This is a genomic window from Denitratisoma oestradiolicum (assembly GCF_902813185.1).
GTDB lineage: Bacteria > Pseudomonadota > Gammaproteobacteria > Burkholderiales > Rhodocyclaceae > Denitratisoma > Denitratisoma oestradiolicum.
The window spans coordinates 3222389-3239785 of sequence record NZ_LR778301.1 but is presented as its reverse complement, the minus strand read 5'-3'; the positions used below and the strand labels follow the sequence as shown (position 1 = coordinate 3239785).

At 64.6% G+C, this 17397-nt stretch carries 17 protein-coding genes and 1 other RNA gene; 16 read left to right on the top strand and 2 right to left on the bottom strand.

What is annotated here, in order from left to right:
• Positions 1 to 19: 19 nt before the first annotated feature.
• A complete protein-coding gene (locus tag DENOEST_RS14695; protein WP_145770792.1) occupies positions 20 to 394 on the bottom strand; it encodes an HIRAN domain-containing protein in 375 nt (124 codons plus the stop codon).
• Positions 375 to 761, bottom strand: a complete 387-nt coding sequence (locus DENOEST_RS14690) for a YraN family protein (protein WP_145770791.1) — start codon at positions 759 to 761, stop codon at positions 375 to 377. Before DENOEST_RS14690 ends, DENOEST_RS14695 begins: the two co-directional genes overlap by 20 nt.
• On the opposite strand from DENOEST_RS14690, the gene rsmI reads away from it, so the two are divergent.
• The 16 genes from rsmI to murG all read left to right on the top strand — a co-directional run bounded on the left by rsmI (position 760) and on the right by murG (position 17290).
• Positions 760 to 1620, top strand: coding sequence for a 16S rRNA (cytidine(1402)-2'-O)-methyltransferase (rsmI, locus tag DENOEST_RS14685; RefSeq protein WP_145770790.1), 861 nt, complete (start codon positions 760 to 762; stop codon positions 1618 to 1620). The two genes, DENOEST_RS14690 and rsmI, sit on opposite strands and share 2 nt — an antisense overlap.
• 9 nt (positions 1621 to 1629) lie before the next feature.
• Positions 1630 to 2673 (top strand): dihydroorotase, encoded by a 1044-nt coding sequence (pyrC, locus tag DENOEST_RS14680; protein ID WP_145770789.1) that lies wholly within the window; start codon positions 1630 to 1632, stop codon positions 2671 to 2673.
• Positions 2670 to 3098, top strand: a complete 429-nt coding sequence (locus tag DENOEST_RS14675) for a hypothetical protein (RefSeq protein WP_145770788.1) — start codon at positions 2670 to 2672, stop codon at positions 3096 to 3098. Before pyrC ends, DENOEST_RS14675 begins: the two co-directional genes overlap by 4 nt.
• 56 nt (positions 3099 to 3154) lie before the next feature.
• Positions 3155 to 3784 carry a PaaI family thioesterase gene (locus tag DENOEST_RS14670; protein WP_170228199.1) on the top strand — a complete coding sequence of 210 codons (630 nt, stop codon included), beginning with the start codon at positions 3155 to 3157 and terminating at the stop codon, positions 3782 to 3784.
• 37 nt (positions 3785 to 3821) lie between these two features.
• An RNA gene (rnpB, locus tag DENOEST_RS14665) (RNase P RNA component class A) lies at positions 3822 to 4192 on the top strand.
• Between the two features lie 32 nt (positions 4193 to 4224).
• Positions 4225 to 5589, top strand: coding sequence for a chromate efflux transporter (chrA, locus tag DENOEST_RS14660; protein WP_145770786.1), 1365 nt, complete (start codon positions 4225 to 4227; stop codon positions 5587 to 5589).
• A 321-nt stretch (positions 5590 to 5910) separates the two neighbouring features.
• Positions 5911 to 6357, top strand: coding sequence for a division/cell wall cluster transcriptional repressor MraZ (gene mraZ / locus DENOEST_RS14655; RefSeq protein ID WP_145770785.1), 447 nt, complete (start codon positions 5911 to 5913; stop codon positions 6355 to 6357).
• Positions 6354 to 7274 carry a 16S rRNA (cytosine(1402)-N(4))-methyltransferase RsmH gene (gene rsmH, locus DENOEST_RS14650; RefSeq protein WP_145770784.1) on the top strand — a complete coding sequence of 307 codons (921 nt, stop codon included), beginning with the start codon at positions 6354 to 6356 and terminating at the stop codon, positions 7272 to 7274. The genes mraZ and rsmH overlap by 4 nt, the downstream gene beginning before the upstream one ends.
• A 7-nt stretch (positions 7275 to 7281) precedes the next feature.
• Positions 7282 to 7551 carry a cell division protein FtsL gene (ftsL, locus tag DENOEST_RS14645; protein WP_145770783.1) on the top strand — a complete coding sequence of 90 codons (270 nt, stop codon included), beginning with the start codon at positions 7282 to 7284 and terminating at the stop codon, positions 7549 to 7551.
• Positions 7548 to 9275: a peptidoglycan D,D-transpeptidase FtsI family protein gene (locus DENOEST_RS14640; protein WP_145770782.1), complete on the top strand. Its 1728-nt coding sequence runs from the start codon at positions 7548 to 7550 to the stop codon at positions 9273 to 9275. Before ftsL ends, DENOEST_RS14640 begins: the two co-directional genes overlap by 4 nt.
• Complete coding sequence (locus tag DENOEST_RS14635) at positions 9272 to 10726, top strand: UDP-N-acetylmuramoyl-L-alanyl-D-glutamate--2,6-diaminopimelate ligase (RefSeq protein WP_145770781.1); 1455 nt, start codon at positions 9272 to 9274, stop codon at positions 10724 to 10726. The genes DENOEST_RS14640 and DENOEST_RS14635 overlap by 4 nt, the downstream gene beginning before the upstream one ends.
• Entirely contained in the window at positions 10723 to 12129 is a 1407-nt protein-coding gene (locus DENOEST_RS14630) for a UDP-N-acetylmuramoyl-tripeptide--D-alanyl-D-alanine ligase (RefSeq protein ID WP_145770780.1), read from the top strand. The genes DENOEST_RS14635 and DENOEST_RS14630 overlap by 4 nt, the downstream gene beginning before the upstream one ends.
• Before the next feature lie 83 nt (positions 12130 to 12212).
• Positions 12213 to 13382 (top strand): phospho-N-acetylmuramoyl-pentapeptide-transferase, encoded by a 1170-nt coding sequence (gene mraY, locus DENOEST_RS14625; RefSeq protein WP_145770779.1) that lies wholly within the window; start codon positions 12213 to 12215, stop codon positions 13380 to 13382.
• Positions 13382 to 14938: a UDP-N-acetylmuramoyl-L-alanine--D-glutamate ligase gene (gene murD, locus DENOEST_RS14620; RefSeq protein ID WP_232096516.1), complete on the top strand. Its 1557-nt coding sequence runs from the start codon at positions 13382 to 13384 to the stop codon at positions 14936 to 14938. Before mraY ends, murD begins: the two co-directional genes overlap by 1 nt.
• Entirely contained in the window at positions 14935 to 16113 is a 1179-nt protein-coding gene (ftsW, locus tag DENOEST_RS14615; protein ID WP_197970632.1) for a putative lipid II flippase FtsW, read from the top strand. Before murD ends, ftsW begins: the two co-directional genes overlap by 4 nt.
• Before the next feature lie 106 nt (positions 16114 to 16219).
• Complete coding sequence (gene murG, locus DENOEST_RS14610) at positions 16220 to 17290, top strand: undecaprenyldiphospho-muramoylpentapeptide beta-N-acetylglucosaminyltransferase (protein WP_145770778.1); 1071 nt, start codon at positions 16220 to 16222, stop codon at positions 17288 to 17290.
• The last annotated feature ends 107 nt before the right edge of the window (positions 17291 to 17397 follow it).

The window sequence follows — 17397 nt, the reverse complement described above, 5'->3', positions numbered from 1 at the left end:
GGACCCACGAATAAGTCCCTCAAAGCGTCACATATACCTCGATCAGCACCCGCTGCCAGGGGTTGCGGTGCTGGCGCAGGCGGGCGATGCGGGCCTCCACCTGGCCGCCCCGGTCCATTTCCGCCGCCACGGCCTGGTTTTCCTTGCGGGGCAGGTAACCCAGCTTATCGCCCCGCCATTCCACCCGCACCGCCCGGGGGTCATGGGGATTGTCCGGCTCCCGTATCAGGTCCAGCCGGTCCCCGGGGCGCATTTCCTCCCAGTGGGCAGTGCCGGCGTAATACTGGAAACCTGCCAGGGGCGAGCTTTGCACCAGCAGTCGGATACTTTCGGCCGCAGTCGCCATGGATAGCAGGCAGAGCGTGGAGAGGAGGCTAATCCGTGCGAAACGCATCGCGTATCCACTCGATCCGGTCGCCATCGAGGCCATCCAGCAGCACGCAATCGAAACGGCAGGCCTGTTCGCCGTGGCCTTGCAGGTAATGGGCAGCCGCCAGTACCAGTCGACGTTGCTTGGCAGGCGTGATGCTCGCGCCTGCGCCGCCGAAGTCGGAGCGGCTGCGCAGGCGCACCTCGATGAACAGCAGCACCTGGCCTTCCCGTCCGATCAGGTCTATCTCCCCGCCCTTGATGCGGTAGTTGCGCGCCAGAATTTTCACACCCCGGCGGGCCAGGTGGATGGCTGCCAGGACTTCGGCGGCGGCACCTCGGGCCGGGGCCGACTTGCGTGGGCTGTCGGCCCACCGGACAATGCGTTCCATGAACGACATGACGAATAGCGCTAATAGGACACCAGCATTGTATGTGGTGGCGACGCCTCTGGGCAATCTGGGCGACATCACCCTGCGTGCCCTTGAGATACTGAGGACGGTGGATGTGGTGGCCTGTGAGGACACCCGCCATGCCCGGCGTCTACTGGATCACCATGGCATCAAGGCGACGACGATGGCGGTGCATCAGCACAATGAGCGGGAGGCCGGTGCCAAGTTGGTGGAGCGGCTGCGCCAGGGCCAGTCCGTGGCCCTGATTTCCGACGCTGGCACCCCGGCCGTCTCCGATCCCGGCGCCCGGGCCGTGGCGGCGGTGCAGGCAGCGGGGTTCCCGGTGGTGCCCCTGCCCGGGCCCAACGCGGCCATCACGGCCTTGTCCGCCTCGGGGCTGATGGACGAACGCTTCCTTTTCGTTGGTTTCCTGCCCGCCAAGTCCGCCGCCCGGCAGGCCGAGATTGCGGCCCTGGCCGGCATTCCTGCCGCCCTGGTGTTCTACGAGGCGCCCCACCGGGTGACGGAGTGCGTGGCCGATCTGGCAGCTCTGCTGGAACCAAGCCGGGAACTGGTGGTGGCCCGGGAACTGACCAAGCTTTTCGAGCAGATCGTGCGCCTGCCCCTGAAGGAGGCCGTTGTCTGGTTTGCCGCCGACGACAACCGCCAGCGGGGGGAGTTTGTGCTGATCGTCTCCGCTCCACCGCCCCGGGAGGGCCTCGACCCGGGGACGGAGCGGATCTTGAAGCTGCTGCTGGACGATCTGCCGGTGAAACAGGCGGCCCGGCTGGCAGCGGAAATTACCGGCGCGGCGAAGAATGCCCTTTATCAGCGGGCACTGGAGATCAAGGATTTATAATTTCGGCCTATGGAAACCCTGACCCTGACCCGCCCGGACGACTGGCATCTGCATTTGCGCGATGGCGCGATCCTGAAGGCGGTACTGCCTGACACGGCCCGCCGCTTCGCTCGTGCCATCGTCATGCCCAACCTGAAGCCGCCGGTCACCACGGTGGCCCAGGCCGCCGCTTATCGGGAGCGCATCCTCGCCGCCGTGCCGACGGGCATGGCTTTCGAGCCCCTGATGACCCTGTACCTGACGGACAACACGCCGCCGGCCGAGATCGACGCCGCCCGGGATTGTGGCTTCGTTCATGGGGTGAAGCTCTATCCTGCCGGCGCCACCACCAATTCCGATGCCGGTGTCACCGATTTGCTGAAATGCGCTGCTACCCTGGCCCGCATGGAGGCCCTGGGTCTGCCCCTGCTGATCCATGGCGAGGTCACCGACCCGGCGGTGGATGTCTTCGACCGGGAGGCGGTATTCATCGATACGGTGCTGTCGCCACTGCTGAAGGACTTTCCGGCCCTCAAGGTAGTGCTGGAACACATCACCACCAGAGAAGGCGTGCAGTTTGTTGCAACGGCGGGGCGCAACGTGGCGGCGACCATCACCGCCCACCATCTGCTGCTCAACCGCAACGCCATCTTTGTCGGGGGCATCCGCCCCCACCACTACTGCCTGCCCATTCTCAAGCGGGAGACCCACCGCCAGGCCCTGGTGGCGGCGGCTGTCTCCGGCAATCCGAAATTCTTCCTCGGCACCGACTCCGCCCCCCATGCCAGGAGTACCAAGGAGGCCGCCTGCGGCTGCGCCGGCTGCTATACAGCCCATGCCGGCATCGAACTCTATGCCGAGGCCTTCGAGGCGGCGGGTGCCCTGGACCGGCTGGAAGCTTTCGCCAGCTTCCATGGGCCCGATTTCTACGGCCTGCCCCGCAATGCCGAGCGCATTACTCTGGCGCGATGGTCCTGGCCGGTGCCGGCCAGTCAGACCATGCTGGCGGAAGATCCCTTGGTGCCCCTGCGGGCCGGCGAGGCAGTGGCCTGGAGGCTTGATCTGACGGAATGAAAACCATGGTGCGCTATATCCTGCCCTGTCTGCTGGCCTTGGTATTGGCCGGCTGCGATGCCGATTCGGCCTCTTATATGATCAATGGCAATCGGGATCACTCCCTGTCCCTGTTGCGGGACAAGCCCTGGCCCTGGAGCGACTGGGAGCTGTCGATGGTGGTGACCCGGCAGCCCGAATGCATGCGGCGCCATCGGCTGAAGGACGCGCCGGACGATGCTGGCTTCAAGCTGGAGGTTTATCAGTCCCTGGAAGGGGGCTACATCCTGCGCCAGGGCAAGCGCTGGTATGTGACGGAGACCGGCAAGTGTCAGTTGCAGGTCTTCAAGGAGCCGCCGAGGGAACCAGGCACCCTGATCGGCAGCTTCGATGACAAGGGTGGTGGACTGAAATTCAAGGCGGCCATTAATAAATCGACGCCCTAGATAGATGTGGCGGGCCCGCAATGGGTCTGCCGAGGCAGTATTTTGCGGAGTTTTTCATGCAGTTGAATCCGGCCCAACAGGCTTATCATGAACTTGCCTTGTCCCTGTGCGAGACCCTGGAACATCTGCGCCGGCTAAACGCCAACGCCAAGGATATTCGGGCGCTGACTGCGCTCACCGTTGACCTGAACAAGGCCATGGCGGGTTTCCGCAGCGATGCCCCGGTATTGCCGGTCTATCAGCCGCGAGATCTGAGCGGAGGCATCGAATGGATGATGCCCTACAGTCCGGTCAGCGGTCCCTGCAATCCCGTGGCGCCTCGTTTGCATTTTCATCGTCAGGAAAACAGGTTGGTGGCCGATGTCTGCTTTGGCGTCCTGCATGAGGGGCCTCCTGGGACCGTTCATGGTGGAGTGCTGGCGGCGGTCTATGACCAGTTGTTTGCCAATGCCAATCTGATCAACAAGACGGGTGGCTATACGGCCTCCCTCACCATCGACTTCCGCCGTCCCACCCTGTTGGGCGCGGCCCTGCGCTTTTGCTGCTGGATCGAACGCACGGAGGGGCGCAAAGTCTGGGTGCATGGAGAGTGTGTGGACGGTCTTGGTGAAGTGCTGACCACGGCCCGGGCGATATTTATCCACGTTGACTCGATCAAGGTTGAGGCGCCGGAGTTCGATATCTGACGGCCGTGCCCGTGGTCCAGCGTAGAATAGACGCCGGGAAGTTCGCTAGGCAGCCGCTGTGAGCACAAGTTCATGGAGGAAAGTCCGGGCCCCATAGAGCAGGATGCCGGCTAACGGCCGGGCGCAGCAAGCCTCGCAAGAGGCCCAAGGCGACGAACAGGGCAACAGAAAACATACCGCCGATGGCTCCGCAAGGAGATCAGGTAAGGGCGAACCGGTGGGGTAAGAGCCCACCGCGGACGTGGCGACACGGACGGCACGGTAACCTCCATCCGGGGCAAGGCCAAATAGGGGGGCGATAGCGTTGCTCGCGCTGCTCCCGGGTAGGCTGCTAGAGCCTGCCGGTAACGGCAGGCCCAGAGGAATGGCTGCCCACGACAGAACCCGGCTTATCGGCGAACTTCCCACCTTCGCCAGCTTTCCCAAGGAGCGCCCGCACCATGAACGAGCCAGACGCGATGTTCCCGGTGGCCGCTGGAGCTCCACCTCTTCCTATCAGTTTTTGGGAAGCCTTCCGCTTCTGGCTCAAACTCGGTTTCATCAGTTTCGGCGGGCCGGCCGGGCAGATTGCCATCATGCACCGGGAGCTGGTGGAGCGGCGGCGCTGGATCTCGGAGCGACGCTTTCTTCATGCCCTCAACTACTGCATGGTGCTGCCCGGCCCCGAGGCCCAGCAACTGGCTACCTACATCGGCTGGCTGATGCATCGCAGTTGGGGCGGCATTGTTGCCGGAGCGCTGTTCGTGCTGCCCTCCCTGTTCATCCTGATTGCGCTGTCCTGGGTCTACATCGCCTTCGGCGAGACGACGCTGGTGGCCGGGTTGTTCTACGGAATCAAGCCCGCCGTGACGGCCATTGTGGTCCAGGCAGCCCACCGCATCGGCTCCCGAGCCTTGAAGAGCCGTGCGCTGTGGGTCGTGGCGGCAGCCTCCTTCGTCGCCATTTTCGCCCTCGACGCGCCCTTCCCGGCTATCGTTGCGGCAGCGGCCCTGATCGGTTACGTCGGCGGGCGGATCGCCCCGGATCAGTTCAAGGCCGGTGGCGGCCATGGCAAGGCCGATAAGTCCTTCGGTCGCGCCCTCATCGACGACGATACGCCGACGCCGGCCCACGCCCGGTTTCAATGGCGACGTGTGGCGGAGGTCGCCGTCATCGGCGGGCTGCTGTGGCTGGTGCCCATGGAGCTGCTGACCGTCGTCTACGGCTGGGGCCATACGCTGACGCAGATGGGCTGGTTCTTCACCAAGGCGGCCCTGCTGACCTTTGGCGGCGCCTACGCGGTATTGCCCTATGTCTACCAGGGTGCCGTCGGGCACTATGGCTGGCTGACGCCGACCCAGATGATTGACGGCCTGGCCCTGGGCGAAACCACGCCGGGGCCGCTGATCATGGTGGTGGCTTTCGTCGGTTTCGTCGGTGCTTACGTCAAGTCGGTGTTCGGGCCGGACAACCTGTTTCTGGCCGGTGCGATGGCGGCCAGCCTGGTGACCTGGTTTACTTTTCTGCCGTCCTTCGTCTTCATCCTGCTGGGCGGGCCCCTGGTCGAGACCACCCATAACGATCTCAAATTCACGGCTCCCCTCACCGCCATTACTGCCTCGGTGGTGGGCGTGATCCTCAACCTGGCGCTGTTCTTCGGCTATCACGTGCTCTGGCCCAGGGGCTTCGGCGGCGGTTTTGATGGGGTGTCGGCCTTGATCGCGCTGATCGCCGCTGTTGCGCTGTTTCACTTCCAGCGCAATGTCATTCACGTCATCGTCGCCTGCGCGATCATCGGCTTGATCTTGAATGCCGTGATGGCATGAGCTGAGTTTCGGGCGCCGCACAAGGCGTCGCCAAGGGCTCCAGCGTAATGGAGGGGGCGGTCCACGGGTTATGAAGTGATGTCTTCCCGTGGCCATTGCTTACCGCCAATTTCTCAGGTTTTACTTTCGATTTCTGTTTATATCTATTGATTTTATTGAAATATTAATTCTCCTGTTTTGTCGCGCCGCCACGCATAAGTCCTTGTTGCGCCAGAAAAAACTCCTTATTCCTCTTGACCGTGGCGATTCTTGTCTCTAAAGTGGTGAAAAGTGGGTGAAGGTGGGGAATCATGTGATTTTCCTTCTTCAACTGGAGGGGCGATGTTCCAAGGGGCGATAGCGCTGAGTCTTGATGCGAAGGGACGCATGGCGGTCCCGGCGCGGCATCGTGACGCCCTGGCCGCAGAGGGCGGTCGTCTGGTGCTGACCGCCCATCCCCATCGCTGCCTGCTGCTTTACCCGGAGCCCGCCTGGGCTCCCATTCGCGACCGCATCCTGGCTGCGCCCAGCTTCGATCCCCGATCCGCCGCACTGAAGCGCGTCTTGGTGGGCAATGCCCGGGACGAGCAACTGGATGGCGCCGGTCGTCTGTTGATCGCCCCCGAGTTGCGCAGTCATGCCGCCCTGGAAAAGCAGATCTGGATGGTGGGCATGGGCACCCATTTTGAAATCTGGAGCGACGCTGACTGGCAGGGCCTGCCGGAACTGGCTGCCGCAGCCCTGGCGGGTGGCGAGTCGCCGCCGGGTTTCGAGGGTATTTCCTTGTGAGTGGCGGCCACGTCAGCGTGTTGCTGGCGGAGGCAGTGGAGGCACTGGCGCTCAAGCCCGACGGTGTTTATCTGGATGCTACCTTCGGTCGCGGTGGTCATAGTCGGGAGATTCTGGCCCGCCTGGGGCAGACCGGCCGTCTGGTCTCCCTGGATCGGGATCCGATGGCCATCTCGGCCGGGCAGGACATCGACGATCCGCGCCTGAGTCTGGTTCATGCATGGTTCGGCGATATGGGGCAGGTACTGGACGAGTTGGGTATCGCCCAGGTGGATGGTGTGTTGCTGGATCTGGGGGTTTCCAGCCCCCAGTTGGATGACGGTAATCGGGGGTTCAGTTTCCGGTTCGATGCGCCGCTGGATATGCGCATGGATACGACCCGGGGGGAGACCGCGGCGGAATGGCTGGCGCGGGCGGATCAACGGGAAATAGAGGAGGTGCTGAGAGACTATGGCGAAGAACGGTTTGCTCATGCGATTGCAAAGGCGCTTGTTGCTGCTCGGATCGAAGGCGGTATTACAAGCACCGGACAACTTGCCGCGCTCGTGGAAAAAGCCGTGCGCACGCGGGAACCGGGTCAGCATCCGGCGACGCGCAGCTTTCAGGCTTTACGGATTTTCATCAATCGCGAGCTTGAGGAATTGTCGCTAAGCCTGCCTCAGGCCATGAAGCGACTGAAGCCGGGGGGGCGGCTGGTGGTGATCAGCTTTCACTCCCTGGAGGATCGCATCGTCAAGCATTTCCTGCGGGACGAAGCGCGGCCTCCCCAGCCTCCCAAGGGCGTGCCGGTGCGGGCGGCCGACTTGCCGCCGCCTCGGCTGCGTCTGGTGGGCAAGCCGGTCCATGCTGGCGATGCCGAGCTGAAAGCCAATCCCAGGGCCCGCAGCGCGGTGATGCGGGTGGGGGAAAAGCTGTGATCTGCCCATGGTCAGGCTGAACGTCATTCTTCTCGCCATTGCGGTAGCCGCTGCCCTGTTTGCTGTGGACGCCAACCACCGGGCCCGCAAGCTGTTCATCGAACTGGAGCGAGAACAGGTCCGGATGCGCAATCTGGAAGTGGAATGGGGTCAGCTGCAACTGGAGCAGAGCACCTGGGCCAACCATGCCCGCATCGAACGCATCGCCCGGGACAAGTTGCAGATGAAGACCCCGGCGCCCAATCAGGTGGTGGTCCTGGAGGGGAGGGGGGCATGAAGTTCTCCCACAGCCCAGTCCTCTCCCTGGCGGTGCCGCCTTGGCGCGCCCGCCTGATGATCTGGTTGCTGCTGGCGGGTTTCCTGACGCTGGTGGGGCGTGCCCTGTACCTGCAGGGTATCAATAACGAGTTTCTCAAGGGCAAGGGTGAGGCGCGCTACGAACGTACCCTGTCCATCTCGGCCACTCGGGGGCGCATTCTGGACCGCCACGGTGACGTGCTGGCGATTTCCACGCCGGTCAAGTCCATCTGGGCCATTCCCGAGGATGCCCGCCTGCAACCCGCCGATGCCCGCACCCTGGCCCAGTTACTGGAAATGGACCTGCGGGAGCTGAATCGTCGCCTGGCCTCGGACAAGGATTTCGTCTTCATCAAGCGTCAGGTCTCACCGGAGGTGGCGGATCGGGTGGCAGCCCTGAAGCTGCCGGGCATCCACGAGCAGCAGGAATATCGGCGCTACTACCCGGTGGCGGAAGTCACGGCCCATGTGCTGGGTTTCACCGGTGTCGAGGATGCGGGCCAGGAAGGCGTGGAGCTGGCCTTCAATGACATGTTGGCGGGCAAGCCTGGCAGCCGCCGGGTGATCAAGGACCGGCGCGGCAATATCGTCGAGGACGTGGAGTCCATCCGCGCGCCCCAGGAGGGCAAGGATGTGTTGCTGGCCCTGGACGACAAGATTCAGTACTTGGCCTATTCCAGCCTGAAGCAGGCCATCGAGCAGTATCGCGCCCGGGCTGGGGGCATCGTGGTGCTGGACGCCAAGACCGGTGAAGTGCTGGCGCTGGCCAACCTGCCGGCCTACAACCCCAACAACCGGGAACGCCTGGCGGGGGCTCAATTGCGCAACCGGGCCTTTACCGACACCTTCGAACCCGGCTCCACCATGAAGCCCTTCACCGCAGCCCTGGCTCTGGAGAAAGGTAAATACCGTTATGACACGGCAATCCAGACCGCGCCGGGGCGCCTGGTGGTGGGGAATGCCACCATCCATGACGCTCACGTCCATGGGGTCCTGACCGTGGCCCAGGTGATCCAGAAATCCTCCAACGTGGGTTCGGCCAAGATGGCCCTGTCGATGCCTGCGGAGACCATGTGGGATATGTTCGACAGTCTGGGTTTCGGCACGCCCCTGAAACTGGGCTTTCCCGGCGAAGTGGGCGGTCGCCTGCGGCCCTGGAAGAAATGGCAGCCCATCGAACAGGCCACCATGGCCTATGGCCACGGCATTTCCGTGACACTGATACAACTGGCCCGAGCCTATACGGCCTTTGCCCGGGATGGTGACCTGATTCCTCTCTCCCTGACCCGGATGGACGCGCCGCCTCCCCAGGGCAAGGCGGTATTCTCGGCTCAGACCGCACGGGAAGTGCGCTCCATGCTGGAACTGGTGGTGCTGCCCGGCGGCACGGCACAAAAGGCCCGGGTGCCCGGTTATCGGGTAGCGGGCAAGACCGGCACCGCCCACAAGCTGGACGGAGGTGCCTACGCCAACAAGTACGTGGCCTCCTTCGTCGGTTTTGCTCCGGCCTCGGATCCGCGGCTGGTGATTGCGGTGATGATCGACGAGCCCTCCAATGGCATCTATTACGGCGGCGACGTAGCGGCTCCCGTCTTCTCACGAGTCATGGCGGGCGCCCTGCGTACCTTGGGCGCTCCCCAGGATGCGCCGCTGTCGCCTCCCACCACGATGGCTGCCCTGGCCGATGTGAAGGAGGAAATGTGACGCAGGCGGCCAAGATCCTCATCCAACTGACCGACCTTGGGGTAAGGGTGCGCCGCCTCTGCGCCGACTCGCGCCGGGTGGAACAGGGAGATGTGTTCGTCGCCTATCCCGGCGCCCATGCCGATGGCCGCCGCTTCATGGTTGACGCGGTAGCGCGGGGCGCTGCCGCCGTGCTCTGTGAGCCGGCCGGAGCTGAGCCTTTGCCGGTCCTGGGCGTGCCGGTACTGCCTGTGCCTCAACTGGCGGCCCAGGTGGGGCATCTGGCCCATCTGGTTTATGGGCGGCCCTCGGAACAGCTCTGGTTGGCGGGTGTCACTGGCACCAATGGCAAGACCTCGGTGTCCCACTTCATCGCCCAGGCCCTGGCTGAACTGGGTCGCCCCTGTGCGCTGATCGGCACCCTGGGCAATGGATTTCCCGGTGCACTGGTGTCCAGTCCCAATACCACGCCGGATGCCATCACCCTCCACCAGGCCCTGGCCGACTACCGGGACCAGGGAGCCCGAGCCTGCGCCATGGAGGTGTCCTCCATCGGTCTGGATCAGGGGCGGGTGGCCGGTGCGCATTTCGCTGTCGCGGTATTCACCAACCTGACCCGGGATCACCTGGAGTACCACGGCAGCATGGACGCCTATGCGCAGGCCAAGGCCCGGCTGTTCGAACTGCCCGGACTCCGGGCGGCAGTGCTGAATCTGGACGATGCTCTGGGCCGGCAACTGGCCCAGGATTTGCGCGGACGGCTGCGTACCATCGGCTATACCCTGGAGCAGGGCAGCGGCGGGACCGATGAGTTGCTCGGCGCCACGGACCTGGAACTGCATTCCGGTCTCGACTTCCGGGTCAATGGCCTGCCGGCCCGGGCCGCCCTGGTGGGGCGCTTCAACGTGGCCAATCTGCTGGCGGTGCTGGGCGCCCTGCGCGCTGCCGATATTCCCCTGGACGAGGCCTTGGCGGTGCTGCCCCGCCTGCGCCCTCCTGCCGGGCGCATGGAATCTCAGGGGGGCGGTCGCCATCCCCTGGTGGTGGTGGACTACGCCCATTCCCCCGATGCCCTGGAGCAAGCCCTGATGACTTTGAAGGAAACCGCTCGGGAACGGGGCGGACGCCTGATCTGCCTGTTCGGCTGCGGTGGCGAACGTGACCCGGGCAAGCGGCCTCTGATGGGCGCCGTGGCGGAGCGTCTGGCCGATCGGGTGGTGCTCACCAGCGACAATCCCCGCAGCGAGTCCCCCGAGGCCATCATCGCCGCGATTTGCACGGGCATGGCTGCTACGCCGGAGATCGAACTGGATCGAAGGCGGGCGGTGCGGCGGATCGTCGCTGAGAGTGCCGCCACGGACGTGATCCTGGTGGCCGGCAAGGGCCACGAGCCCTATCAGGAAATCGCCGGCGTGCGCCAGCCCTATTCCGATGCCGAGCAGGTGCGCCTTGCCCTGGAGACACGGTCATGATGGATTTGCAACAGGCGGCCCAGGCCTGCGCCGGAAACACCCAGCAGGGCGAAATTGTTTTCTCCGCCGTTTCCACCGACTCCCGCAGCATCGGTTCGGGAGAGCTTTTCGTGGCCCTGCGCGGCGAGCGCTTCGATGGCCATGATTTCGTTGCCGAGGTGCTGGCCCGGGGCGCGGCAGCCGCCCTGGTGGATCGGGTCTGGGCCGAGAGCCGGCCCGACCGGGAGGCCTTGCCCCTGGTGGTGGTGGATGACACCCGCCTGGCTTTGGGACGGCTGGCGGCCCACTGGCGCGCCGGTTTCGAAATTCCCCTGATCGGCATCACCGGCAGCAACGGCAAGACCACGGTGAAGGAAATGTGCGCCGCCATCCTGCGTGCCCATTACGGTAGCGACGAGTCGGTGCTGGCCACCGCGGGCAATCTCAACAACGACATCGGTTTGCCCCTGACCCTGCTCAAGTTGCGGCCCGGCCATCGGGCGGCGGTGATCGAGATGGGCATGAGCCACCGGGGCGAGATTGCCTACCTGACCCGCATTGCCCGGCCCACCGTGGCCCTGGTGAACAACGCCCAGCGCGCCCATCTGGAGGGCCTGGGCTCCCTGCTGGAGGTGGCCCGGGCCAAGGGGGAAATCTTCGAGGGCCTGGATGCCGACGGTGTGGCGGTGCTCAATGCCGATGACCCCAACGGGGAACTCTGGCGCTCTTTAAATATCGGTCGAGAGGTGATCGGTTTCGGGGTGGATGGACCTGCCGAAGTCAGCGCACAGGTGACGTCCCAGGGTTACGCCAGCCGGATGAGCCTGGCGACGCCGGCCGGGTCGGCGGAACTGCTGCTGCCCCTGCCCGGTCTGCACAATGCGCGCAATGCACTTGCCGCCGTGGCTGCGACCCTGGCCGCCGGTGTTCCCCTGGCGAACATCCTTGGGGCGCTGGGCCGCTACACCGGGGTCAAGGGGCGGCTGCAACAGCGTCCAGGCCGCAACGGCGCCCTGCTGATCGACGACACCTACAACGCCAATCCGGATTCCATGCGGGCTGCCGTGGACGTGCTGGCCGCGCTGCCGGGCCGGCGCATTCTGGTTATTGGCGACATGGGCGAGGTTGGCCATGCCGGTGGCCAGTTTCACGATGAGCTGGGGGGCTACGCCAAGAGTATGGGTATCGACCGGCTCTACTGTCTGGGGGATCTCTCGGCCGCCGCCGCCGCCAACTTTGGCGAGGGCGGTGAGCATTTCAAGCGCATCGAGTCTCTACTGGCTGCCCTGCTGCAGGAACTGGGGGAGGACACCACGGTGCTGATCAAGGGCTCCCGCTTCATGCGTATGGAGCGGGTGGTGGAAGCCCTTGAGATGGGCGAGGAGCAAGAACATGGGGTGCTTGGAGGAACGACAGATGAATGAACATGCGCGTGGCGCGATCCGGGGTGCGGGGGGGAGGACTCCCTTCACTGGTCACTTCTCCCCACTCACCACGGGAGTCCATCATGCTGCTTGAACTGGCCCGCTGGCTGGCCCAGGACGTGCGGGCCTTCAACGTCTTCAACTACATCACCCTGCGGGCGGTGCTGGCCACCATGACGGCCCTGACCATTTCCTTCATCGCCGGGCCGGCCTTCATCCGCTGGCTGGCGGCCAAAAAAATCGGCCAGTCGGTGCGGGACGACGGACCCCAGACTCATTTGATCAAGGCCGGCACTCCCACCATGGGGGGCGGCCTGATCCTGATTTCCCTGGGAATCTCCACCCTGCTCTGGGCCGATCTGTCCAATCGCTTCGTCTGGATCGTGCTGATCGTCACCCTGGGCTATGGGGCGGTGGGCTGGGTGGATGACTGGCGCAAGGTGGTCTATCGCAATCCCAAGGGGCTTTCCGCCGGGGCCAAGTATTTCTGGCAGTCACTGATCGGTATGCTGGCTGCCATCTATATCGCCTTCTCGGTTTCGTCGCCGGATGCCGATCGGGGCTTCGATCTGTTCTTCCGTTGGGCGATGAGCGGCTTCACCCTGGAGCTGCCGGCCAAGGCGGACCTGATCGTGCCCTTCTTCAAGACCGTGACCTATCCCCTGGGGGTCTTCGGTTTCATGCTGTTGAGCTACTTCGTGATCGTCGGCACCAGCAATGCGGTGAATTTGACCGACGGCCTGGATGGTCTGGCCATCATGCCTACCGTGCTGGTGGGGGCGGCCCTCGGGGTTTTCGCCTATGTGGCCGGCAACGCGGTGTACTCCAAGTATCTGCTGCTGCCCCACATCCCCGGCGCCGGCGAGCTGGCGGTGTTCTGCGCCGCTCTGGCGGGGGCTGGGCTGGGTTTCCTCTGGTTCAACGCCTATCCGGCGGAGGTCTTCATGGGCGACGTGGGCGCCCTGGCCCTGGGCGGCGCCCTGGGCACGGTGGCGGTGATCGTGCGCCAGGAGATCGTGCTGTTCATCATGGGCGGCGTGTTCGTCGCCGAGACCCTGTCGGTGATGCTCCAGGTGGGCTGGTTCAAATACACCAAGAAACGCTATGGCGAGGGCCGCCGCATCCTGCGCATGGCGCCCCTGCATCACCATTTCGAACAGAGCGGCTGGAAGGAAACCCAGGTGGTGGTGCGCTTCTGGATCATCACCATCCTGCTGGTGCTGTTCGGCCTGTCCACCCTGAAGATCCGCTGATGAAGCTTTCGGGCAAACACATCCTCGTTCTCGGCCTCGGCGAATCCGGCCTGGCCATGGCTCAGTGGTGTACCCGTCAGGGCGCCCGGGTACGGGTGCTGGATAGTCGCGCCGAACCGCCTTTCCTGTCCGAATTGCGCCGCAGTGTGCCGGAGGTCGACTTTCACTGCTCTGCCCTCGACGAGCGTTTCGACAAGGCGCTGTTGGCCGGCATCGATCTGCTGGCCCTCTCGCCGGGTTTGTCCGGAGGCCTGATGGCGGTGATCCATGCCCGGGCCCAGGGCATTCCGGTGGTGGGGGAGATCGAACTGTTCGCCTGGGCTCTGCAGGATCTGGGGCTGCGGGGCCATGAGGGCCCCTATAGCCGGGTGATCGCCATTACCGGCACCAACGGCAAGACCACCACCACGGCCCTGACCGGCCATTTGTGTCGGGAGGCGGGCAAGATGACCGGGGTGGCCGGCAACATCTCGCCGGCGGCCCTCCATGCCCTGATGGCCGCCCTGGACCGGGGCGAGCTGCCGGATATCTGGGTGCTGGAACTGTCCAGCTTTCAGTTGGAAACCGTAGACAGTCTCGATGCCGATGCGGCCACGGTGTTGAACATCAGCGACGACCATCTGGATCGCTACATCGACCTGGACGAATACGCCAGTGCCAAGGCCCGCATCTTCGCCGGGCGGGGTGTGCAGGTGCTGAACCGGGATGATGCACGGGTGAAGCGCATGGCTCTGGCAGGGCGCTCCCTGGTCAGCTTTGGCCTGGATGCGCCGGGGGACGAGCGGGATTTCGGCCTGGGTCAGCGGGGAGGAGAGCCCTGGATCGTCCAGGGGGAACACTTCCTGCTGCCGGTTTCCGCTCTGCCCATCGCCGGCTTGCACAACGCTGCCAACGCCATGGCTGCCCTGGCCCTGGTGGAGGCGGTGGGGTTTCCTGCTGCGGGTCGACTGCAGGCCTTGCGCAGCTTCCGTGGTCTGCCCCATCGGGTGGAGAAGGTGGCCGAGATCGGTGGCGTCGGTTACTACGACGACTCCAAGGGCACCAATGTGGGGGCAACTGTCGCAGCCTTGGAAGGCCTTGGTGGCCAGATGGCCGCCAAGGCCATGGGGAATTCGAGGACACCCCCTCCCATCCTCCCCCGCCAGGCGGGGGAGGTGACTAGTCACCCCCTTCCACGGGAAGGGGGGTGGGGGGAAGGTAAATCCATGCCGGCCCCCCGCAATGAAGACGATCCACGGATCGTCCTCATTGCGGGGGGCGATGGCAAGGGTCAGGACTTCGTGCCCCTGAGTCTGGCGATTGCGCGCTACTGCCGGGCTGTGATGCTGATCGGCCGGGACGGACCGAAGATAGCTGAGATCCTTGCGGGAAGCGGCGTCCCCTTTCATCAGGCGGCGGATATGGATGAGGCGGTGCGACTGGCCAGCCGGGCTGCCCAGGAGGGTGACGCGGTGCTCTTGTCACCGGCCTGCGCCAGTTTTGACATGTTCCGCAACTACGAACATCGCGCCCTGGTTTTTGTGGCCGCGGTGCAAGCCCTGGAGTCGGCGCCTTGACAGTTGCCCTGAACTCATCCCGTTTCGTCCCGGTCCATCGCTCCTCGCCAGCGGAACTGGACCCCTGGCTGCTGTGGCCGGCTCTGGGCCTCCTGATGCTGGGTCTGGTGATGGTCTATTCCTCGTCCATCGCTACCGCCGAGGGCAGCAAGTTCACCGGCTATTCCTCCACCTATTTCCTGGTGCGCCATGGCATGTTTCTGCTGATCGGCCTGGTGGCCGGTGCTGTGGCCTTCCAGATTCCCCTGCGCTTCTGGCAGCAGGCGGCCCCCTGGTTGTTCGTCCTCGGCGTAGTGGCCTTGGGCCTGGTGCTGGTGCCCCATGTGGGCCGGGCGGTCAACGGCGCCCAGCGCTGGATTCCCCTGGGGCCGGTGAATCTGCAACCCTCGGAACTGATGAAGCTGTTCGCTGTGCTCTACGCCGCCGACTACACGACGCGGAAACTGGCCGACATGGACTCCTTCCGCCGTGGTTTCGTGCCCATGGCGGTGGTGATGACCCTGGTGGCGGCCCTGCTGCTGCGGGAACCGGACTTCGGCGCCTTTGTGGTGATCATCTGCATCGCCATGGGCATATTGTTCCTGGGGGGCATCAATGTCCGGCTCTTCGGCATCCTCTTCCTGGTGCTGCTGGTGGCCTTCGTGGTGCTGATCTGGACCTCGCCCTATCGGCGTGAGCGACTGTTCGGCTTCATGGACCCCTGGCAGGATGCCTTCGGCAAGGGCTATCAGTTGTCCCATGCCCTGATTGCCTTCGGTCGCGGTGAATGGTTCGGCGTGGGCCTGGGGGCCAGCGTCGAGAAACTGTTCTACCTGCCCGAGGCCCATACCGACTTCCTGCTGGCGGTGATTGCCGAGGAACTGGGCTTCATCGGCGTGGTGGCGGTGGTGGGTCTGTTCGCCCTGGTGGTGCAGCGCTGCTTCGCCATCGGCCGCCAGGCCCTGGCCCTGGACCGCCTGTTCGGTGGTCTGGTGGCCCAGGGCATCGGCATCTGGCTGGGAGTGCAGTCCTTCATCAACATGGGCGTCAACATGGGGCTGTTGCCCACCAAGGGCCTGACCCTGCCCCTGATGAGTTTCGGTGGTTCCGGCATCCTGGCCAATTGCGTGGCCCTGGCCATCCTGCTGCGGGTGGATTACGAGAACCGCTCGATGATGCGGGGGATCCGCATATGAATCTGCGGCTCCCCCTGGGGAACTGGACGACCCACCCCCATCCCCGCCCCGGGGGCGGGGCTTCTAGTCGGCACTTTCGCTGCGCGAAAGTGGAGGAGGGGGTGAGATGAAGACCATCCTCGTCATGGCGGGCGGAACTGGCGGGCACATCATGCCGGGGCTGGCGGTGGCAGATCACCTGCGCAGCCTGGGCTGGCGGGTGGTCTGGATGGGCAATCCGGAAGGCATGGAGGCGCGCTTGATTCCGGAGCGGGGCTTCGAGACGGCTTGGGTGCGCTTTTCCGCCCTGCGGGGCAAGGGATTGCTGCGCAAGCTGTTGTTGCCCCTGAATCTTCTGTTCGCCTGTTTTCAGGCCTGGCGTGAGATGAGGCGGGTGCAGCCCGACGTGGTGCTCGGGCTGGGGGGCTACATCACCTTCCCCGGCGGTCTGGTGGCGGCCCTTACCGGTCGGCCGCTGGTGCTCCATGAGCAGAATTCGGTGGCAGGCCTGGCCAACCGTGTATTGGCGCGGCTGGCGAAGCGGGTGTTGACCGGATTCCCCGGAGTTCTGCGCGGCGGCGAATGGGTGGGCAATCCGGTGCGTCCCGAGATCAGCCACTTGCCAGCGCCGGATGAGCGCCTGGCCGGGCGGGAGGGGCCCCTGCGACTGCTGGTGCTGGGAGGCAGTCTGGGCGCCCAGGTGCTGAATCGGACCCTGCCGGCGGGGCTGGCCCGGATTTCCACCGAGGAACGGCCAGAGGTCTGGCATCAGTCCGGAGAGAAGCATATCGAGGACCTGCGCGCCTGCTACGCCGAGGCCGGGGTCGAAGCGCGACTGGCCCCCTTCATCGCCGATATGGCCGAGGCCTACGCATGGGCCGATCTGGTGGTCTGCCGGGCCGGTGCCCTGACCGTGGCCGAACTGGCGGCGGCGGGAGTGGCCAGTGTCCTGGTGCCCTTTCCTCATGCGGTGGATGATCACCAGACTGCCAATGCCCTCTTTCTGTCCCAGGCCGGGGCTGCGGTGCTGTTGCCCCAGGAAGAATTGCAGCCGGAGACCCTGTCTCTGCTGCGTAACTACTCCCGTCCCCAGTTGCTGGAAATGGCCCGTCGTGCGCGGGACATGGCCAAGCCGGACGCCACGGTTACGGTGGCCCGGGTCTGCATGGAAGAAGCCAGGGGGAAGCGTGAGGACTGAGGGAGGGGAAGTGAGGGGTAAAAACGTCTGGATTTTGGGTGCTTGTCCTTGTATCGAATGGGTAAGGCACGTCCAGAATATGACCCTGCCGCTTCTCACCCCTAACT